Annotated in this window: 13 protein-coding genes; 4 read left to right on the top strand and 9 right to left on the bottom strand. The window is 56.8% G+C overall.

The annotated features are described in order from the left end of the window. Positions 1 to 31 precede the first annotated feature (31 nt). Positions 32 to 952 (bottom strand): L,D-transpeptidase, encoded by a 921-nt coding sequence (gene ldtB, locus QLG09_RS07460; RefSeq protein ID WP_025204618.1) that lies wholly within the window; start codon positions 950 to 952, stop codon positions 32 to 34. A 221-nt stretch (positions 953 to 1,173) separates the two neighbouring features. Here ldtB and QLG09_RS07465 point away from each other — a divergent pair, with 221 nt between their 5' ends. Beyond that, positions 1,174 to 2,769 carry an ABC-F family ATPase gene (locus tag QLG09_RS07465; RefSeq protein WP_020884901.1) on the top strand — a complete coding sequence of 532 codons (1,596 nt, stop codon included), beginning with the start codon at positions 1,174 to 1,176 and terminating at the stop codon, positions 2,767 to 2,769. Positions 2,770 to 2,847: 78 nt separating this feature from the next. Here QLG09_RS07465 and QLG09_RS07470 read toward each other — a convergent pair whose 3' ends face one another. Further along, positions 2,848 to 5,211 carry a glycoside hydrolase family 31 protein gene (locus QLG09_RS07470; protein ID WP_049022738.1) on the bottom strand — a complete coding sequence of 788 codons (2,364 nt, stop codon included), beginning with the start codon at positions 5,209 to 5,211 and terminating at the stop codon, positions 2,848 to 2,850. A gap of 17 nt (positions 5,212 to 5,228) precedes the next feature. Further along, positions 5,229 to 6,530, bottom strand: coding sequence for an MFS transporter (locus QLG09_RS07475; protein ID WP_020884899.1), 1,302 nt, complete (start codon positions 6,528 to 6,530; stop codon positions 5,229 to 5,231). Between the two features lie 287 nt (positions 6,531 to 6,817). Between QLG09_RS07475 and QLG09_RS07480 the strand changes: the two genes are divergently transcribed. Continuing rightward, positions 6,818 to 7,891: a LacI family DNA-binding transcriptional regulator gene (locus QLG09_RS07480; RefSeq protein WP_025204616.1), complete on the top strand. Its 1,074-nt coding sequence runs from the start codon at positions 6,818 to 6,820 to the stop codon at positions 7,889 to 7,891. Here the strand turns inward: QLG09_RS07480 and QLG09_RS07485 are convergent. The 4 genes from QLG09_RS07485 to QLG09_RS07500 all read right to left on the bottom strand — a co-directional run bounded on the left by QLG09_RS07485 (position 7,888) and on the right by QLG09_RS07500 (position 13,607). Next, positions 7,888 to 9,144 (bottom strand): DUF1479 domain-containing protein, encoded by a 1,257-nt coding sequence (locus tag QLG09_RS07485; protein ID WP_049022739.1) that lies wholly within the window; start codon positions 9,142 to 9,144, stop codon positions 7,888 to 7,890. The two genes, QLG09_RS07480 and QLG09_RS07485, sit on opposite strands and share 4 nt — an antisense overlap. Before the next feature lie 149 nt (positions 9,145 to 9,293). Next, on the bottom strand, positions 9,294 to 10,109 hold the full coding sequence (locus QLG09_RS07490) for a Cof-type HAD-IIB family hydrolase (RefSeq protein ID WP_025204614.1): 816 nt from the start codon (positions 10,107 to 10,109) through the stop codon (positions 9,294 to 9,296). Between the two features lie 161 nt (positions 10,110 to 10,270). After that, positions 10,271 to 12,703, bottom strand: a complete 2,433-nt coding sequence (locus QLG09_RS07495; RefSeq protein ID WP_025204613.1) for a formate C-acetyltransferase/glycerol dehydratase family glycyl radical enzyme — start codon at positions 12,701 to 12,703, stop codon at positions 10,271 to 10,273. Between the two features lie 4 nt (positions 12,704 to 12,707). After that, positions 12,708 to 13,607, bottom strand: a complete 900-nt coding sequence (locus QLG09_RS07500; protein ID WP_047955262.1) for a glycyl-radical enzyme activating protein — start codon at positions 13,605 to 13,607, stop codon at positions 12,708 to 12,710. Between the two features lie 128 nt (positions 13,608 to 13,735). On the opposite strand from QLG09_RS07500, the gene fsa reads away from it, so the two are divergent. Then, the gene (gene fsa, locus QLG09_RS07505; RefSeq protein WP_020884894.1) at positions 13,736 to 14,398 is read left to right on the top strand and encodes a fructose-6-phosphate aldolase; all 663 of its coding nucleotides are present in this window, start codon (positions 13,736 to 13,738) and stop codon (positions 14,396 to 14,398) included. A 40-nt stretch (positions 14,399 to 14,438) separates the two neighbouring features. Here fsa and moeB read toward each other — a convergent pair whose 3' ends face one another. Next, positions 14,439 to 15,191, bottom strand: a complete 753-nt coding sequence (gene moeB / locus QLG09_RS07510) for a molybdopterin-synthase adenylyltransferase MoeB (RefSeq protein ID WP_047955264.1) — start codon at positions 15,189 to 15,191, stop codon at positions 14,439 to 14,441. Position 15,192: 1 nt separating this feature from the next. Further along, on the bottom strand, positions 15,193 to 16,425 hold the full coding sequence (gene moeA / locus QLG09_RS07515) for a molybdopterin molybdotransferase MoeA (RefSeq protein WP_282488796.1): 1,233 nt from the start codon (positions 16,423 to 16,425) through the stop codon (positions 15,193 to 15,195). A 188-nt stretch (positions 16,426 to 16,613) separates the two neighbouring features. Here moeA and iaaA point away from each other — a divergent pair, with 188 nt between their 5' ends. Next, positions 16,614 to 17,552, top strand: a complete 939-nt coding sequence (gene iaaA, locus QLG09_RS07520; protein WP_282488797.1) for a beta-aspartyl-peptidase — start codon at positions 16,614 to 16,616, stop codon at positions 17,550 to 17,552. Positions 17,553 to 17,556: the final 4 nt, after the last annotated feature.

Below are 17,556 nucleotides of genomic sequence, written 5' to 3' on the forward strand. Positions count from 1 at the left end.
CCCGGTCAGCAAAGCGCCACCGGGCAGAGGGTCAGTTCAGACGCACTGGCATACCAGAACGGTTCTGAACGGCCTGGTCAACAATCGCTGTCTCTACATCCGGCTGAGAGGTCACGGACTGCACCGCGCTGTTCAGCGTAACCGGAACGATTTCGTTGTTGTTGATCTGGTCTTCGCTGGTGGACAGCGGGTTATGTACTTCAATGTAACGGCTGCCATCCGGCTCAGACGTCGCTTTAACCGGTTCGTTGATGAACTGGACGCGGGTACCGACCGGCACGTTTTCGAACAGGAATTTGATGTCTTCGTTACGCAGACGTACGCAGCCGTGGCTTACGCGCAGGCCGATACCGAAGTTGGCGTTGGTCCCGTGAATCGCGTACAGACGGCCAATGTACAGCGCGTACAGACCCATTGGGTTATCCGGGCCTGCCGGTACAACGGCTGGCAGGGGTTCACCCGCAGCGATGTACTCTGCGTGCATTTTGGCGGTTGGCGTCCAGGTTGGGCCTGCTTTCTTACGCTCAACTTTGGTCGTCCAGTTCATTGGGGTGTCTTTACCCAGCTGGCCGATACCGATTGGCAGCACGATAACCGTGTTGGTGCCTTTCGGGTAGTAATACAGACGCATTTCCGCGCTGTTGATGACAATACCTTCATGGACGGTATCCGGCAGGATCAGCTGCTGAGGAATGTTCAGCACGGTACCGGCTTTAGGCAGATACGGGTCAACACCCGGATTCGCTTCCAGCATGTTAGACAGGCCCAACTGGTACTGCGCCGCGAAATATTCCAGTGGCTGAGCGTTACCTTCAGGCACCGTGACCACCTGGTTTTGACCAACCAGACGGCTACCGTCTGTCGGCAGCGGATAAGTCACCGCAGAAGCGGTTTTGCAAAAACCTACTACGGCTAACGCCGCCGCAAAAAGCGTTGTTAATTTCATGTTCATGTTGTGCGAGGTATCTAAGCCATTCCGGCGATGAGTTGATAAGTCTGAATCTTGATGGGAGCGCATTATATGTGCATTCCCGCTAACAGGGAATTCAGATGTGTACGAAATCACATTTTTTTCGATTTTGTTAAAGTTTAGCGGATTGCCGCAACGCGGGATCTCAATTCGGAATTGTGGCATAATGCCGTGTTTATCACACTTTTCGCAGGAATCTCCCCGTGTTAGTTACCAGCAACGTCACTATGCAGTTTGGCAGTAAGCCGCTGTTCGAAAACATTTCCGTCAAATTTGGCGGCGGCAACCGTTACGGCCTGATTGGCGCCAACGGTAGCGGTAAATCTACTTTTATGAAAATCCTCGGCGGTGATTTAGAGCCGACGCTGGGCAACGTTTCGCTCGATCCAAACGAGCGCATCGGTAAGCTGCGTCAGGATCAGTTCGCCTTTGAAGAGTTCACCGTCCTTGACACCGTTATCATGGGACACGCGGAGCTGTGGGAAGTGAAGCAGGAGCGCGATCGCATCTACGCGCTGGCGGAGATGAGCGAAGAAGATGGCTACAAAGTGGCCGATCTCGAAGTGCTGTACGGCGAAATGGATGGCTACTCTGCGGAAGCGCGTGCGGGCGAGCTGCTGCTGGGTGTGGGTATTCCGGTAGAACAACATTACGGCCCGATGAGCGAAGTCGCGCCAGGCTGGAAACTGCGTGTTCTGCTGGCGCAGGCGCTGTTCTCCAATCCGGATATCCTGCTGCTCGACGAACCAACGAACAACCTGGACATCGACACCATCCGCTGGCTGGAGCAGACGCTGAACGATCGCGACAGCACCATGATCATCATCTCGCACGACCGTCACTTCCTGAACATGGTGTGTACACACATGGCGGACCTGGACTACGGCGAGCTGCGCGTTTATCCGGGCAACTACGACGAGTACATGACGGCAGCCACGCAGGCGCGTGAACGTCTGCTGGCGGATAACGCCAAGAAGAAAGCCCAGATTGCTGATCTGCAGTCTTTCGTCAGCCGCTTCAGCGCGAACGCCTCTAAATCTCGCCAGGCGACCTCTCGTGCGCGTCAGATTGACAAGATCAAGCTTGATGAAGTGAAAGCGTCCAGCCGTCAGAACCCATTCATCCGCTTCGAGCAGGACAAGAAACTGTTCCGTAATGCGCTGGAAGTGGAAGCCCTGGCTAAAGGTTTTGAAAACGGTCCGCTGTTTAAAAACTTTAACCTGCTGCTGGAAGTGGGCGAGAAGATCGCCATTCTGGGTGCCAACGGCGTGGGTAAATCCACCCTGCTGAAAACCCTGGTCGGCGAACTGCAGCCGGATAACGGTACCGTGAAGTGGTCTGAAAACGCGCAGATTGGTTATTACGCACAGGACCATGAATACGAGTTCGAAAACGACCTGACCGTCTTCGACTGGATGAGCCAGTGGAAGCAGGAAGGCGACGACGAGCAGGCAGTGCGCAGCATTCTGGGTCGTCTGCTGTTCAGCCAGGACGACATCAAGAAGCCTGCTAAAGTGCTGTCCGGTGGTGAAAAAGGGCGCATGCTATTCGGTAAGCTGATGATGGAAAAACCTAATATCCTGGTGATGGATGAACCGACTAACCACCTGGATATGGAATCTATCGAATCGCTGAACATGGCGCTGGAGATGTATCAGGGGACCCTGATCTTCGTCTCTCACGACCGTGAATTCGTCAGCTCGCTGGCGACCCGCGTGATCGAAATTACGCCTGAGCGCGTGGTGGACTTCACCGGTAACTACGAAGATTACCTGCGCAGTAAAGGTATCGAGGGTTAAAAAAAAAGCCCGGTGGCGCTACGCCTACCGGGCCTGTGTTTGATGCCCTCTCCCTGTGGGAGCGGGCATCAGGCCGTACTAGACCACCCATTCATTCCCTTCAATACCATTCACCAGCAGCGTGCGTTTTTCCCCGGCCGGTAACGATATCTTCAGCGCTTTCCACGCCGGACGATAATCTCCCCGCGCACTGACCTTCAGGTTGATGGTGGCACCGTCGCATGCCATGTCCCATTCCACCCACAGCGCATTGCCGTTCTGATAGCCCCAGCTTTCACCATCGTCTTCAAACAGCAGGCCCGCGGTTGAACCGACGCCTTTCACCGGGAACAGTTTCAGCTCACGGGTAGTGTCTTTTTCCGCGCTGACATGCGTAATGCGTTCGCTGAGCGGCAGACCCGCACCGGCACGTACCAGCAGCGGCAATTTCTCCAGCGGCGCATCACGTACGATCCACTGCCCGCCAGCGAACCACTCGTGGGTGTAAAAATCGTACCAGCCCGTTTCGTTATCCGGCAGCCAGACGCGTCGCTCGCGCTGCCCGGCCTCCACCACGCTGGCCACCAGCAGGTCGCGACCCAGCAGGAAATCATCGTTCTCCTCAAACGTCTGCGCATCGTGTTCGTGGTCGAGGAAGGTCGGGCGTAGCATTGGTTCGTCGTCGGCATGCGCCTGCCAGAGCAGGGTATAAAGGTACGGCAGCAGACGATAGCGTAATTCAATGGCACCACGAATAGCCGGCGTCACGCCCGGATACATCCACGGCTCGTTAACGGTGTGGTCATCATTCCATGAGTGAATGGTAAAGCGCGGATGCATCACGCCGTTTTGCACCCAGCGTACGAACAGTTCCGCGTCGGGTTTGTCGCCGGAAAAACCACCGACATCATGGCCCACATTAAACAGCCCGGACAGGCTCATTCCCAGACCCATGCGGGTGTTATAGCGCAGGGTATCCCAGCTGGTACGGTTATCGCCGCTCCAGGTCTGGACGTAACGTTGCATGCCCGCGCAGCCGGAGCGGGAAATGAGATACGGACGTTTTTCCGGGGCAAAACGCTGCTGCGCTTCCAGCGAGGCACGCATCATCAGCAACGGCATCACCGGGCGAATGTGCTTGATCGCGATTTCCTTGCCAAAGCCGTGGCAGCGGGCTTCGCCATCCCACACTTCATATTCGTTGTTGTCGTTCCAGGTGGAGTCGATCCCCATCTCAAGCAGCTGCGTGGTTACCCCTTCCTGCCACCATTTCACCGTCTGTGGGTTGGTAAAATCGAGGTGAGAACCTTCGTCATCCCAGAAGCTAGAGCGTTCTGGCGCGTCGGTTTCTGAATCGCGGATGAACAACCCGTTTTCCGCAACTTCGTTATAGCGCGGGTGATCCTGCAGCAGGCATGGCTTGATGTTGGCCGCCAGCTTTAACCCCGCGTCGTGGAAAGCCTGGGTCATCACCTTCGGCTGCGGCACCTTGTCGTGGTTCCAGTTAAAGACGTAGCGCTTGCCGTTGATCGAGGTATAGCCCGAAGAGAGCTGGAATGAGTCGCAGGGAATAGCATGTTCTTCGCACAGACGAATAAAGTTCATCAGCTGGTTCTGCGCATCCGGCGCGTCGGTGTAATGCATGGTCGAACCGCTGTAGCCCAGGCTCCATTTCGGCCCGAAGAGCGTTTTCCCGGTCAGACGCACGAAAGCTTTGGTCACGTCCAGCGCCCGTTTTCCCGTGAACAGGTAGTAATCGATGTCGCCCGCTTCCGCCTGCCAGCGACGATAGGCAGTGTGATAGTTGTCAATCTCGTTGCCCAGATCCAGCCAGCAGCTGCTCAGGTTGTCGTAGAAGAGCCCGTAGCTCACGTCATCGCGACGGGTGAGGGTGAACGGAATATGTTTGTACAGAGGATCGGTGCTGGCCGCGTTGTAGCCCATTGCATCGAGGTTGCGCATCTCGTAGCGTTTACCGTTACGCTGCAGATCGCCGGCTTTCTCACCCAGACCGTAGAAGCGTTCATCCTTGCGACGGCTCAGGTAGTGCGCCGCACCGTCGCCATGGGCATTCAGCAGATAGGCACTGGTTGGACGGTCGTTGACCAGCGGCTGCCACTCACCCGCCTCATTGCGGTAGTGCCACTCCAGCCACAGCGGCTGATGCACGGTCACACGCAGCTGTTCGGTGGCAACCGTCAGCACGTCGTCCTGCTGCGTCAGCGTCCAGGCGGGGCAGGTGAAACCACTCAGGTCGTCGCGGCGGCGACCTTCCCACGGCACATCTTGCTGCGGGGCGATGCTCCAGGTGCGATCCAGCGTCAGCTCACCTTTGCGTTTAATCAGCACGCGGAACAGATTTTCTTCCAGCACATACAGGCACAGACGATGCTGGTTATCGACCAGCAGTTCCAGATGATTTGCCGACTGCTTATCAACGGTCCAGTTTTTCAGGGTTTTCATATGCAATACATCCACTATCAGGCGCGCTTGGCGCGACGTTCAGCAATAAATGCCACCAGGAAAACAGCGCCAATCAGGTCAAAGAACCCCATGGCAATAAAGAGCGGGTTAAAGCCGATTTTGTCGGCGGTCACCCCAATTAACAGGGAGAACAGGAAGCTGGCGATCCAGGCCGCCGAGCCGCGCATGCCGTTAACGGTCGCCATCTGACCTTTATCAAATGACTCCACGACCAGGGCGCTGAGCATGCAGGAGATGATCTGATGCCCGAAACCGCCGATGGAGATCAGCACGATGGTGATATACGGGTCGCGGGTAATGGCCACGACGGCCAGGGAGATCATCAGGAATGCGCCGGTGACGGAGCTGGCCACCACCGAGTTCACACGGCTGCAGCCGAACAGTCGCGCATACAGACGGGTGAGGTAGCCGCTTGCCACGCTGCCGAGGTCCGCGGCAAGGAACGGCAGCCAGGCAAACATCGCAATCTGCTTCAAATCCATGCCGTGCTCTTTGGCGAGATACAGCGGAACCCAGAAGCTCAGCACGGCCCAGGCCGGTTCGGCCATAAACGCCGGAAGGGCGATACCGTAGAAGCGCTTATTTTTGGAGACATTTTTCAGCGCGGTGAGGAAGGGCAGTTTTACCGCAGGCGGTTCGTTATCCTGCTTGATAAACGCCAGTTCGTCCTTGCTCAGGTTCGGATGCTGTTCCGGGTTGTGGTAAAAAGCCCACCAGAGGATCACCCACAGCAGCGCCAGCACGCCGGTAAACATAAATGCGCCCTGCCAGCCAAACGAGGCGTGCGCGAAATAGATGATGGGCGGTGCCAGCATCGCGCCAATGGAGAACCCTACGCCCGCCCAACCGGCCGCGACAGGACGTTCCGATTTCGGGAACCACTCGCCAATGGTTTTCGCATTCGCCGGCGTGGCGGCCGCTTCAGAAGCACCCATAAAGAAGCGTAAGATAGCCAGGTGCAGCCAGCTGCCCGCCCCGGCGTGGAAAATACACATCAGCGCCCAGATCCCGGCGCAGACCATAAAGCCAATCTTCAGACCAATCACGTCGATCAACCAGCCGCACAGAGGCTGGAAAATGGTGTAGGCAATCTGAAATGCCCCGACGATCCAGGAGTATTGCTCGGTGGTGATCCCAAGGCTCTCTTTCAACTCAGGGGCGAGAATACCCAGCGAGTTTCGGGTGATGTAGTTAACGGTGACGCCCAGTAAGAACAGCACCAGCACATACCAGCGCAGGTTCTTAATGACGCGACGGGTTTTGCTTGTCGCAACGGTGTTATTGATGTCCTGACTCATTTTACTCTCCACAAGACGGACGGTAAGGGGACGGAGGTTCAGGTGTCACACAGATTTTTATGGCTTTGATTTCTATCCGTTTTAATTTCGAAGTTGCTATACAACTAGTATGGAAGTGGTGTGACAAATTCACCTTAAGGGAGAAAATGAGCGGGCAATAGTGGATTTTGTGCAAAATTTCTCATCAATGACATAAATCATCTGGCATGATGCTTTTCATGCCAGTTACTGCCTGATGAGTACGCTATGAAAATTTTTTCATTTCGCAAATGGAGCCAGATCACAAAATGGACAAAAGGCTAAAAATCACCGAAATTGCCGCCCGCACACAGCTCTCCATCAGCACCGTGTCGCGGGTGCTGGCAGGAAAAGCGAACACCAGTGAAAAAGCGCGCGCCAGAGTACTGGCTTGTGCGCGGGAGTTGGGGGTGATGGACGGTCTGGCGGCGGGGCGTCTGCTGCTCAACAGCCTGGTGGTTTTTGCGCCACAGCGCGCCTTTGACGAGCGGTCCGACATCTTTTACTACCGCGTGATTCAGAGCGTGAGTAAAGGCCTTGCTTCCCACGATGTCCGTCTGCGTTATTGCGCGCTGGAAGAAAATGACAGCGACGCACAGCTTTTTCTGGCACGGATGAACGAGCCGGAGACACAGGCCGCTATTCTTCTCGGTATCGACGATCCGCATATCCACGATCTGGCGGTGGATGTGGGTAAACCCTGCATGCTGATTAACTGCCGCGACCGGCATATGCGCCTGCCTGCAGTGGCACCGGACCACCGCTCGATAGGTGAGCGGGCCGCGGACTATCTGTTTGAAATGGGACACCGTGAGGTGATGAATGTCCTCTGCCTGCGGCGTTACACCATGGAACTGCGTCTGGCCGGGATCCGCGATGCGTGGCAATCTCACAACCTGAAATTCAACGATAAACGCGATCTGCTGGTGGCTCCGAGCTTCAGCGCGCGCGAAACGGAAGAGCTGGTCACCTCCTGGCTCCGTCAAATGCAGGGTAAGGATCTGCCCACCGCATTTTTGGTCGGCGGCGATTTTATGGCGGCGGGCACCATCAGTGCGCTGCAAAAACAGGGCTTGCGCGTGCCGCAGGATATCTCGGTGATGAGCATTGACGGGTTTAATCTGGCGGCCATTCAGGATGTTCCGCTCACGGCGGTGCACGTACCGCGCGATGAACTGGGAACCGAAGCGGTGCATATGCTTCAGCAACGGCTGATGCGCCCGGATGCGCCGGTGGGAACGTTATTGCTTAACGGCACGCTGGCCGTGCGGGGATCTGTCCGGCGGATACGTCAGGGGAAACGACGCACCGCCGTGGAGCGGGAAGGGTTATACGACAGTTAAGCCATACCCAATGCACGCTTGCCGTGAATATTCAGATCGTTCACGGTAAAGCGGTCCTGCCAGTTTTTTTCATAATCTTCGCGCGGGAAATCGCCCGGCGATGCACCTGTTTCCAGCGCTGCTTTCACTTTTTTCGCATAGGCGAGGTTTTTCTCGCACATCGGGGCGGCAGGGATATACATCACGTTGCCCCAGCCTTGCTGATTTTCCACCGGTGCAACGGAGTGGATGACGTCACAGTGCCACCACACGGAATCGCCTGCTTCCAGTGCAGGAATGCTGCTCAGCGCTTCGATTAGCAGCGGATGCCATTTCTCGGAGACCGGCAGGACACGTCCCGGCGCGACGCCGCAGAGTTCATCTTCCGGGACATCATCCAGCAGCGGACGCAGCAGAATGTAGGCCATCGCTTCCGGAATAGGCACCACATGCAGCAGCCCCTGACCCGGGATCATGTCTGACAGCGCCGTCCAGCCCTGGAAGGTGCGGAATACAGAACATTTTGTGGTGTTATCCACGGTGTACTCTTCCACTTCGGTACGGTGTGCGGCGTTCCACGGATCGTATTTATCCACGTTGCCGTCAAAAACGCGGGCAAAGACCTGCTGATAGGCCGGCAGCAGCCAGCGCTCCAGCGCGCCGGAATCGGTATGCGCGCCCAGCCCTTTAGAGGTGGTACCCGGTGGGCGACGACGAATACGGTCCGGATAAATGACGCTGACGTCCGGATCGAACCACTGTTTGCCATTACTCTCGAATGTCCATAAACGGTTCAGGAACGACTGTACCTGCGCCATCTCTTCACTCTGGCGAGCCTGCATTTGCGCCTGCGACCAGTAGATAGGGTAAATTTCCGGACGTGAGGCGGTTAAGGTACCAAAGAAGTTATCGCCCGGACCTTTATAGACCTCATCAAACCGGTTGAGATCGAGGTAGTCGAGCATCGATTGATCCCACGCCAGCGCCTGCTCGCGGGGGAAGTGACCTTTAATCACCGCGCAGCCACGGCGTTTGACCGCGTCACGCTGTGCCAGGGTGATCGTCCCGTTTTTCACATCTGCAAACGGGATAACCGGCCAGACGGTTTCACCTTTGTTCTTCAGGGCATTAATTTCCGCCACGCGGGTCGCGATTTTATCGCTGAGCGTGTCGAATACCGCCTGAACGTCTCCGATCTGCGCACGTAATTCACGCTTCAACTGACGAATCGCTGCTTTATGGTCCGCAGGCAAACTTTCACTGGTAAACGTCATAACTGCCTCGCATCTTTCATTCGAAAGTAAAAATATCTACAAGTGATACTTTAAGTTAAAAATTAGTTAATGCAAGTTTAAATGTTTGACGTGTGCCACAGGATGGAAAAAGAGTGAGGTGCCGGAGCAGTGCTCCGGCAAGAGAGAGATTACGCGTCGAACGGGGAGTGGTCGTCAAGCACGGCCTGAATCACATTCAGTGCGCCCTGGTGGTTGTTGTCATCCGTGCTGTAGCGGCAGATCGTTTTAATGCTCTGCGCCGCGTTGCCCATGGCAAAATTGTATTTCACCAGCTTCAGCATTTCCGCATCGTTGCCGCTGTCCCCGATGGCCACGCACGCCTGTGGGGAGATTTTCCAGCGCTTCAGCAGACGGCTAATGCCGTTGGCTTTGTGCAGGCCCGGGATAATTAAATCGACAAACCCAAAACCGCTGGTGACGGGTTTCATAATCCCGTCGAGGGAGACGTGCAGTTTGTCGACAAGATTCGGGATATCGCTGTCCGGCAGATTCAGGGAGAATTTGAACAGCACGTCGTCAATTTCGCGGTAATCACGGATGCGTTTTAAGCGGTGGTAGTGCTTTGACATGAGCGCCACAAACGCGTCCGGCGCCCGTTCGCTGACGTAGGCGCTCTCCAGCCCACAGGCCACAAAGTTGAGCGCGTTGTCTTTCAGCAACTCGCCAATGACAATTTGCGACTCATGGCGGGTCAGTTCACCGTGAAAAATCTGCTCACCGTGATCGAACACCAGCGCGCCATTTTCCGCCACGAAGGAGATCTGATCTTTCAGTTCCGGGAAGAAGGAGATGAGCTGGTAATACTGGTTGCCGCTGGCGACAACAAATTCAATATCACGGGCTTTAAGCTGCTCAAACTGTGCCTGAAAGCGGTCGCGGTCGTACTGCTTGGCATCATCAAGGAAAGTTCCGTCCATATCGGTGACGATAACTTTTACGGTCATACTGTGCTCCTGAGTCACTGCGTTTGAAACATTCTAATAACAAGGTGACGGAGAGCACAAATTTAATTTCATTCGAAAGTCAAAGCAAAGCGGCAACCGAAATTGCCGCTTAAAGACAGGTTCCCTCTCCTTGATGGGAGAGGGCATAAGTTTGAAGAGAGTTAAAGCGTGTGCTCGGTACGCGCAATAATATCGTCCTGCGCATCCGGCGACAGGGCGGTAAAGAACGCGGAGTACCCTGCGACGCGCACCACCAGGTCACGATACTGGTCCGGGTGTTTCTTCGCTTCCAGCAGCGTTTCACGCGAAACGATGTTGTACTGAATATGCCAGCCCTTGTGCACTTCAAAGAAGGTACGCAGAAGCACCATCAGTTTCTGACGGTCACTGTCATTTTCCAGCGTCGATGGGTTGAGCTTCTGGTTTAACAGTACCCCGCCGAGGATCGCTTCGGTTGGCAGTTTGCCGACAGAACCAATTACCGCCGTCGGGCCGAGGTGGTCAGTACCGGAGGCCGGGCTGGCTCCTTCTGCCAGCGGAGTATGCGCCTTACGTCCATCCGGGGTTGCCATCGTTGCCGCGCCAAACGGCACGTTCGCGGAGATAGATGACGTGCCGGCATAGTAGTTACCGCCAATCGGACCACGGCCATAGCGCGGGTTATGGTACTGCTTCAGCTCGGCGATATAGGTTTCGTAGGCACGGGTCAGCAGCATATCCACGCTGTCGTCATCGTTACCGTATTTTGGCGCGCCGTTGATCAGCCGCTGACGCAGCTGCTCGTGGGTCAGCCCGTCGAAATCATCGGCCAGAGCGGCGGCCAGCTGTTGCTGACCTATCGTACCCTGTTCGAAGACCAGTTTTTTCACCGCGGCCAGGCTGTTGCCCAGGTTAGCAATACCCACCTGCAGGCCTGACACCCAGTCATACTTCGCGCCGCCTTGTTTGATGCTTTTCGCGCGTTCTATACAGTCATCCACCAGCGCTGAGCAGAGAATATCGGGGACGTTCTCTTCCAGCATCGTGTCCACCACATACTCAATCTCGATAGATTTGCGGGTGTAGTAGCGGATCTGAGTATCCCACGCTGCCATCACCTCTTCGAAGTTATCGAAGTTACCGGCAGAGAGTGCTTTCTCCTGTGGCAGGAATACCTTACCGCTGGTGGCATCGCGGCCGCCTTCCAGCGCTGCCAGCATCACGCGGGCGAAGTTGATAAAGCTCATGCCGGTGCAGCGATAACCCCATTTGCCACCCACTGCGGTTTCGATGCAGCCAATCGCGGCATAGTCATAGGCATCCTCTTTTTCGACGCCGAGCTTGATAAATTCCGGAATGACAATCTCATCGTTGTTGAACGCGGGCATACCAAAGCCGCAGCGGATCACCTGCACGCAGGCGTCGAGGAAGTCATTGCTCATGCCCGCATGATAACGCACGCTCAGGTTTGGCTGCGTGGAGCGCAGGCGACCGCAGGATTCCAGAATCGCGTAGCTGAGCGGGTTGACCGCGTCCATAGGCTCACCGTTGATCAGCGTCTGTCCACCGATGGTGACGTTCTGATACAGCGGGCTACCCGCTGAAGCTTTGGAGTGCGAACCGGAGCGGATTTTGTTCACTTCCAGCAGCTTCAGCCAGCAGCTGTGCAGCAGCTCGATGGCATGTTCGCGGTCGAGGCTCTGGTTCAGCTCCACGTCGCGGCGGTAGTACGGATAGAGGTACTGGTCCATGCGGGCAAACGAGACGGAGTGGCCGTTGGACTCAATCTGCAGAATCAGCTGAATGAAGTAGCACAGCTGCAGCGCCTGCCAGAAGGTTGTTGGCGGCTGATGGGCGATTACATCACAGTTTTCTGCCATCGCCAGCAGCTCGTCGCGACGGCTTTCACGGGATTCGGTTGCCGCCATTTCACGCGCCAGCGCGGCGAAACGTTCGATGTGCAGGCTGACCGCTTCCAGCACAATATCGATCGCTTTCAGGAACTGTTCCCCGTGAAGGTCGTCGAGCACCGTCAGGTTGATACGCGAACGACGCTCGGCCACTTTGTCGCGCAGACCATCGAGGCCTTTCTCCAGCAGCAGCGGGAAGTTAACCGCCAGGTGTGCGTCGCCGGAGGTCATGTTACCTTCCGCTTTGATAATGCCGGTTTCCAGCAGCCCTTTTTGCTCGTCGGTGAACATGCCGTAGCAGCGATCCTGCACCGTCTGGCCGCGCCACCATGGGCAGATCTCATGCAATACGCGCTTGTTTTCTTCGCTCACCGCAAAGCCTGCGCCCGGACGGTCCGCCAGATCGTCAATCTCTTTTTCAATCCACGAGACGGTGTATTCCGGGAAAATTGGCGCGGCGCGGACTTCACTGGCCTGGTTACCGATGATGAGCTCATCGTGTTTTATCCAGATGGTGCGCTGCGCGAGGTGATGCGCCAGCGCCAGCGCGCGACGCACCGGGATCGGCTTGTCCATATGCTGTTGGTACATCTCGGTGTAATGCAGGGCGCGCTCGGTACAGACCGGCGGCTTCACGATATGCACGAGGGCCGTTTTGTGTGCTTTTATGCGCTCGCTAAGGGTGCTGAGATTCAGGGTCGTCATAAGTTTATCCTCGTAAGGTCGCGGTTAACCCTTTCTGGCAGGCGTACTGCTGTGCGAAGTCCAGAAGCGCAGGATCATCCAGCGGTTTATCAGGGGCAGAGTAGGGTTGGCCGAGCAGGGTATATTTGTTCATGCCCAGCGTGTGGTACGGCAGAAAATGGATCTCGCGGACGTTGAGTTCGTCTGCGGCAAAGTTAGTGATGGCGGTAATCGACGCTTCATCGGCGTTGAAGCCCTGAATCAGCGGTACGCGGATGGTGACCTGTTTACCGGCGGCGGCCAGGCGTTTCAGGTTATCAAGGATCCGTTTGGCTGAACCGTCGGTCCACTGTTTGAACGTCCTGCCATCAACGTGTTTCAGGTCCGCCAGGAACAGATCGACATACGGTAATGAGGGTGCAATATAATGCCATGGCACGTGGAGACAGGTTTCCACGGCGGTATGTATGCCTTGCTCATGGCTGGCTTTAAACAGGGCATGAGCCAGATCGGGATTCATAAACGGTTCACCGCCGGACAGGGTTATCCCGCCGCCGCTGCGGTCATAGAACGGCTTGTCGCGCAGTACGGTGGACATAATCTCTTCGACCTGCTTTTCTTCACCACAGACGGTGAGCGCCTGCGTCGGGCAGCAGTCGGTGAGGGCGTCGAGAGTCTCTTCGTTAAGCTTTTCACGGTGGATAACCAGCCCATTCAGCGCACGATCGATAATGCCCGGCGCCGCTTTCTGGCACAGGTCGCAGCCTTCCAGGCACAGCCGTGCGTCAAAGAGTACATCCCGGTGGCGAGAGCGGCTTTCCGGATTCTGGCACCAGCGACAGCCCAGCGAGCAGCCTTTCAGGAACACCACGGTACGAATACCGGGGCCATCGTGGGTAGAGTAACGCTGAATATTGAAGATCATGTTTTCGCCTCTCATCTTGCATATGAAGATTAAATTACTTTCGAATGAAAGTTATCTTGATGCAGGTCAACTCCTGAGCAGGTTTTGTCGTGATAGGGTAAGTGCAGGCTAAATTTGAGGGTTACATCATGGAACTTTATCTCGATACTTCCGACGTCGCGGCAGTGAAACGGCTGGCGCGTATCTTCCCGCTGGCGGGCGTGACCACGAACCCCAGTATCGTGGCGGCAGGGAAAACGCCGCTCGAGGCGCTGCTACCGGCGCTGCAGGATGCGCTCGGCGGGAAAGGTCGCCTGTTCGCTCAGGTCATGGCGACCACCGCTGAAGGGATGGTGGAAGAGGCGCGTAAACTTCGCACCATTATCAACGATCTGGTGGTTAAAGTGCCGGTAACGGCGGAAGGTCTGGCGGCGATCAAAATGCTGAAAGCGGAAGGGATCCCGACGCTGGGTACGGCGGTGTACGGTGCAGCACAAGGGATGCTGTCCGCGCTGGCGGGCGCTGAGTATGTTGCCCCTTACGTTAACCGCGTGGACGCGCAGGGCGGGGACGGGATCCAGACGGTGGTTGAACTGCAGCAGCTTCTGACGCTGCATGCCCCGCAGTCAAAAGTGCTGGCCGCGAGCTTCAAAACGCCGCGTCAGGCACTGGACTGCCTGCTGGCCGGTTGTGAATCCATCACCCTGCCGCTGGATGTTGCTCAGCAGTTTATTACTTCGCCTGCGGTGGATGCGGCAATAGTGAAGTTTGAGCAGGACTGGCAAGGGGCGTTTGGCAGAACGACGCTCTGATACGGTTGCCGGGTTATGCTAACGCTTGCCCGGCAACCGTTTAGCGTCCGCAGACCTCACAGCCGGGGTTGCGCATCAGTTTCATCTCGCGGAACTGGCAGGTCATCGCGTCATACATCACGATTTTCCCCGCGGCAGGCGTCCCGTAATGCGCCAGCACTTTGATCGCTTCCATAGCCTGCAACGAACCTATGACGCCGACTAACGGAGCCATGACGCCCGCCTCCACGCAGGTGAGGGCGTTCTCGCCAAACAGACGGCTCAGGCAGCGATAGCAGGGTTCGCCCCCGGCGTAGGTAAAGACGCTGATTTGGCCTTCCATGCGAATGGCGGCACCGGAGACCAGCGGCGTTTTGTGGGCAAAACATCCTGCATTCAACTGATCGCGAATGGTGACGTTATCGGTACAGTCCAGCACCAGATCGTGTCGTGCTATCTGTGCCGACAGCGCCTCATCATCCAGCAGGGCGTCAATCAGGGTGAACTTCACGTGAGGATTGATGCGCGCCAGCGCCGCGCGGGCCGATTCCACTTTTGGCTGGCCGAGGGTCGCGTCGCTGTGCAGCGTCTGGCGCTGAAGGTTTGACACCGACACGGTATCAAAATCCAGCAGCGTCATATTGCCCACCCCCGCCGCGGCCAGGTACTGGGCCGCAGCGCAGCCCAGCCCCCCCAGCCCCACGACCAGCACCCGTGCTGCCTTAAGCGCTTCCTGACCGTCGAAATCAAAACCGCGCAGAACAATCTGGCGGTTATAGCGCATCATCTCCTGGTCGCTGAGTTCAGCCGTCATGTTAGCCTCCGAAGAGGTGGTTAAAGCTTTCCACCTCAACCCATTCACCCGGCTCCACGCTGCCGCGTTCACGCTCGAGAACGATAAAGCAGTTGCCCTGGCTGAACGAGCTGAAGATGTGTGAGCCCTGGTGTCCGGTGGTGCTCACTTCCAGCTCGCCTTCAGCGTTGCGCGTCAGAATACCGCGCTGGAAATCAAGACGGCCCGGTGATTTCTTCAGGCGCGTCGCCGCTCGTACGCGCTGGCGAATCGGCAGCGGGTGGGCCTGGTTACCAGACAGTTTTGCCAGCAGCGGAATAACCAACTGGTAGAAGGTCAGGGCAGCGGAAACCGGGTTACCCGGCAGGCCGCAGAACCAGCTGTGTTTCAGCTGACCAAACGCGAACGGTTTGCCCGGCTTGATGGCCAGTTTCCAGAAGCCGATCTCCCCCAGCTCTTCAAGAATGGTTTTGGTGTAATCCGCTTCACCTACGGAAACGCCGCCGGAGCTAATTACCACGTCCGCAGACTGGTCCGCTTCAATAAACGCGGCGCGCAGTTTCTCCGGATCATCCGCAATGATACCAAGGTTAATGACCTCACACCCCAGCTGTTCAAGCATCAGGTGTACCGCGAGGCGGTTAGTGTCGTAAATCTGGCCGTCCTGCAGTGGCTGGCCCGGAAGCTGGAGTTCATCCCCAGTGGAAAAGACCGCCACGCGTACCTTGCGGATAACGTCAATTTCTGCAATGCCGAGCGAGGCCAGCACCGGCAGTTCGCCCACCGTCAGTTTCTGCCCGGCGGCAAATACCGTTGCGCCACGCGTGATGTCTTCACCGGTACGACGGATATTCTGTCCCGCTTTAACACTCGCGGTGAAGCGGATGCCCGCTTCCGTTTGTTCGGTCTCTTCCTGCATCACCACCGCTTCGCAGCCTGGCGGTACGGGGGCACCGGTCATGATGCGTACGCAGGTACCCGCAGGCCACTCACCGTTAAACGGCTGACCGGCAAATGCTTTACCCGCCACGGGCAGCGCCGTATCCGTCCGGATATCCGCCAGGCGTACCGCGTAGCCGTCCATTGCGGAGTTATCGAACCCAGGCACGTTAAGCGGAGAGACGATATCGCGCGCGGCAATACGACCAAAACAGCGCACCAATGGCAGCGTCTCGTGGTCGTGCAGGGGGGAAATTCGGTCAAGCATCTGCGTGAGTGCCGCCTCAAGCGGCATCAGTCCGGCGGTAAAATCCATGGTGGGCTCCTGCGGAGTAACGACGAAAGCGTCCATTATGGCAGAAAAGTGCCACTAACTGTATGACCCGATGGGTGTACGCTTTACATCACAGTTGCGTCTTTCTATATTCAAAAATCATCTGAAGTTTCAGCGACGATAATGATATTTATAGAAAAAGCCGCAAATCAGGCTAACGGGTGATGGGAATGGTTAATGCGGTAATCGCAATTCATGGTGGCGCCGGGGCAATCACCCGTGCCCTGCTCAGTCCCGAGCAGGAAAAACGTTATATTGATGCGCTGTATGCCATTGTGGAAACGGGCCAGCGGATGCTGGAGGCGGGCGAGAGCGCGCTGGATGTGGTTACCGAGGCGGTACGTCTGCTGGAAGAGTGCCCGTTGTTTAACGCGGGCGTTGGTTCAGTCTTTACCCGCGATGAAACGCACGAGCTGGATGCCTGCGTCATGGACGGTGTCACCCTTAAAGCGGGCGCCGTCGCGGGGGTGAGCCATCTGCGTAATCCGGTGCTGGCCGCGCGTCTGGTGATGGAGGCGAGCCCGCATGTTCTTCTGACCGGGGCCGGGGCGGAGACGTTTGCCGCGGAACATGGCATGACGCCAGTTTCTCCCGATCTGTTTTCAACGCCGGAGCGTTATCAACAGCTGCTTGAGGCGCGCTCGGCAAACGTGACGCAGCTTGACCATACCGCGCCGCTCGATGAGCGCAGCAAAATGGGCACGGTAGGGGCGGTGGCTCTTGATAAAGCCGGGAATCTGGCTGCGGCCACGTCGACCGGCGGAATGACCAACAAACTGCCGGGCCGGGTAGGTGACAGTCCATTACCGGGGGCAGGGTGCTATGCCAATAACGCCACGGCGGCAGTGTCGTGCACCGGAACCGGTGAAGTGTTTATTCGCGCCCTCGCGGCGTATGACATCACCGCGCTGATGGATTACGGCGGGTTAAGCCTGGCCGAAGCCTGTGAGCGCGTGGTGATGGAGAAACTGCCCGCGCTGGGGGGGATCGGTGGGTTAATTGCGGTGGATCGTGAGGGCAACGTGGCATTGCCGTTTAACAGCGAAGGTATGTACCGCGCGTGGGGTTATGCCGGTGATGAACCCAGTACGGGGATCTATCGTGAATAAGGGG

Origin of the sequence: Enterobacter sp. V89_11 (genome assembly GCF_029967775.1) — a bacterium.
In the GTDB taxonomy this organism is placed as follows: Bacteria; Pseudomonadota; Gammaproteobacteria; order Enterobacterales; family Enterobacteriaceae; genus Enterobacter; species Enterobacter ludwigii.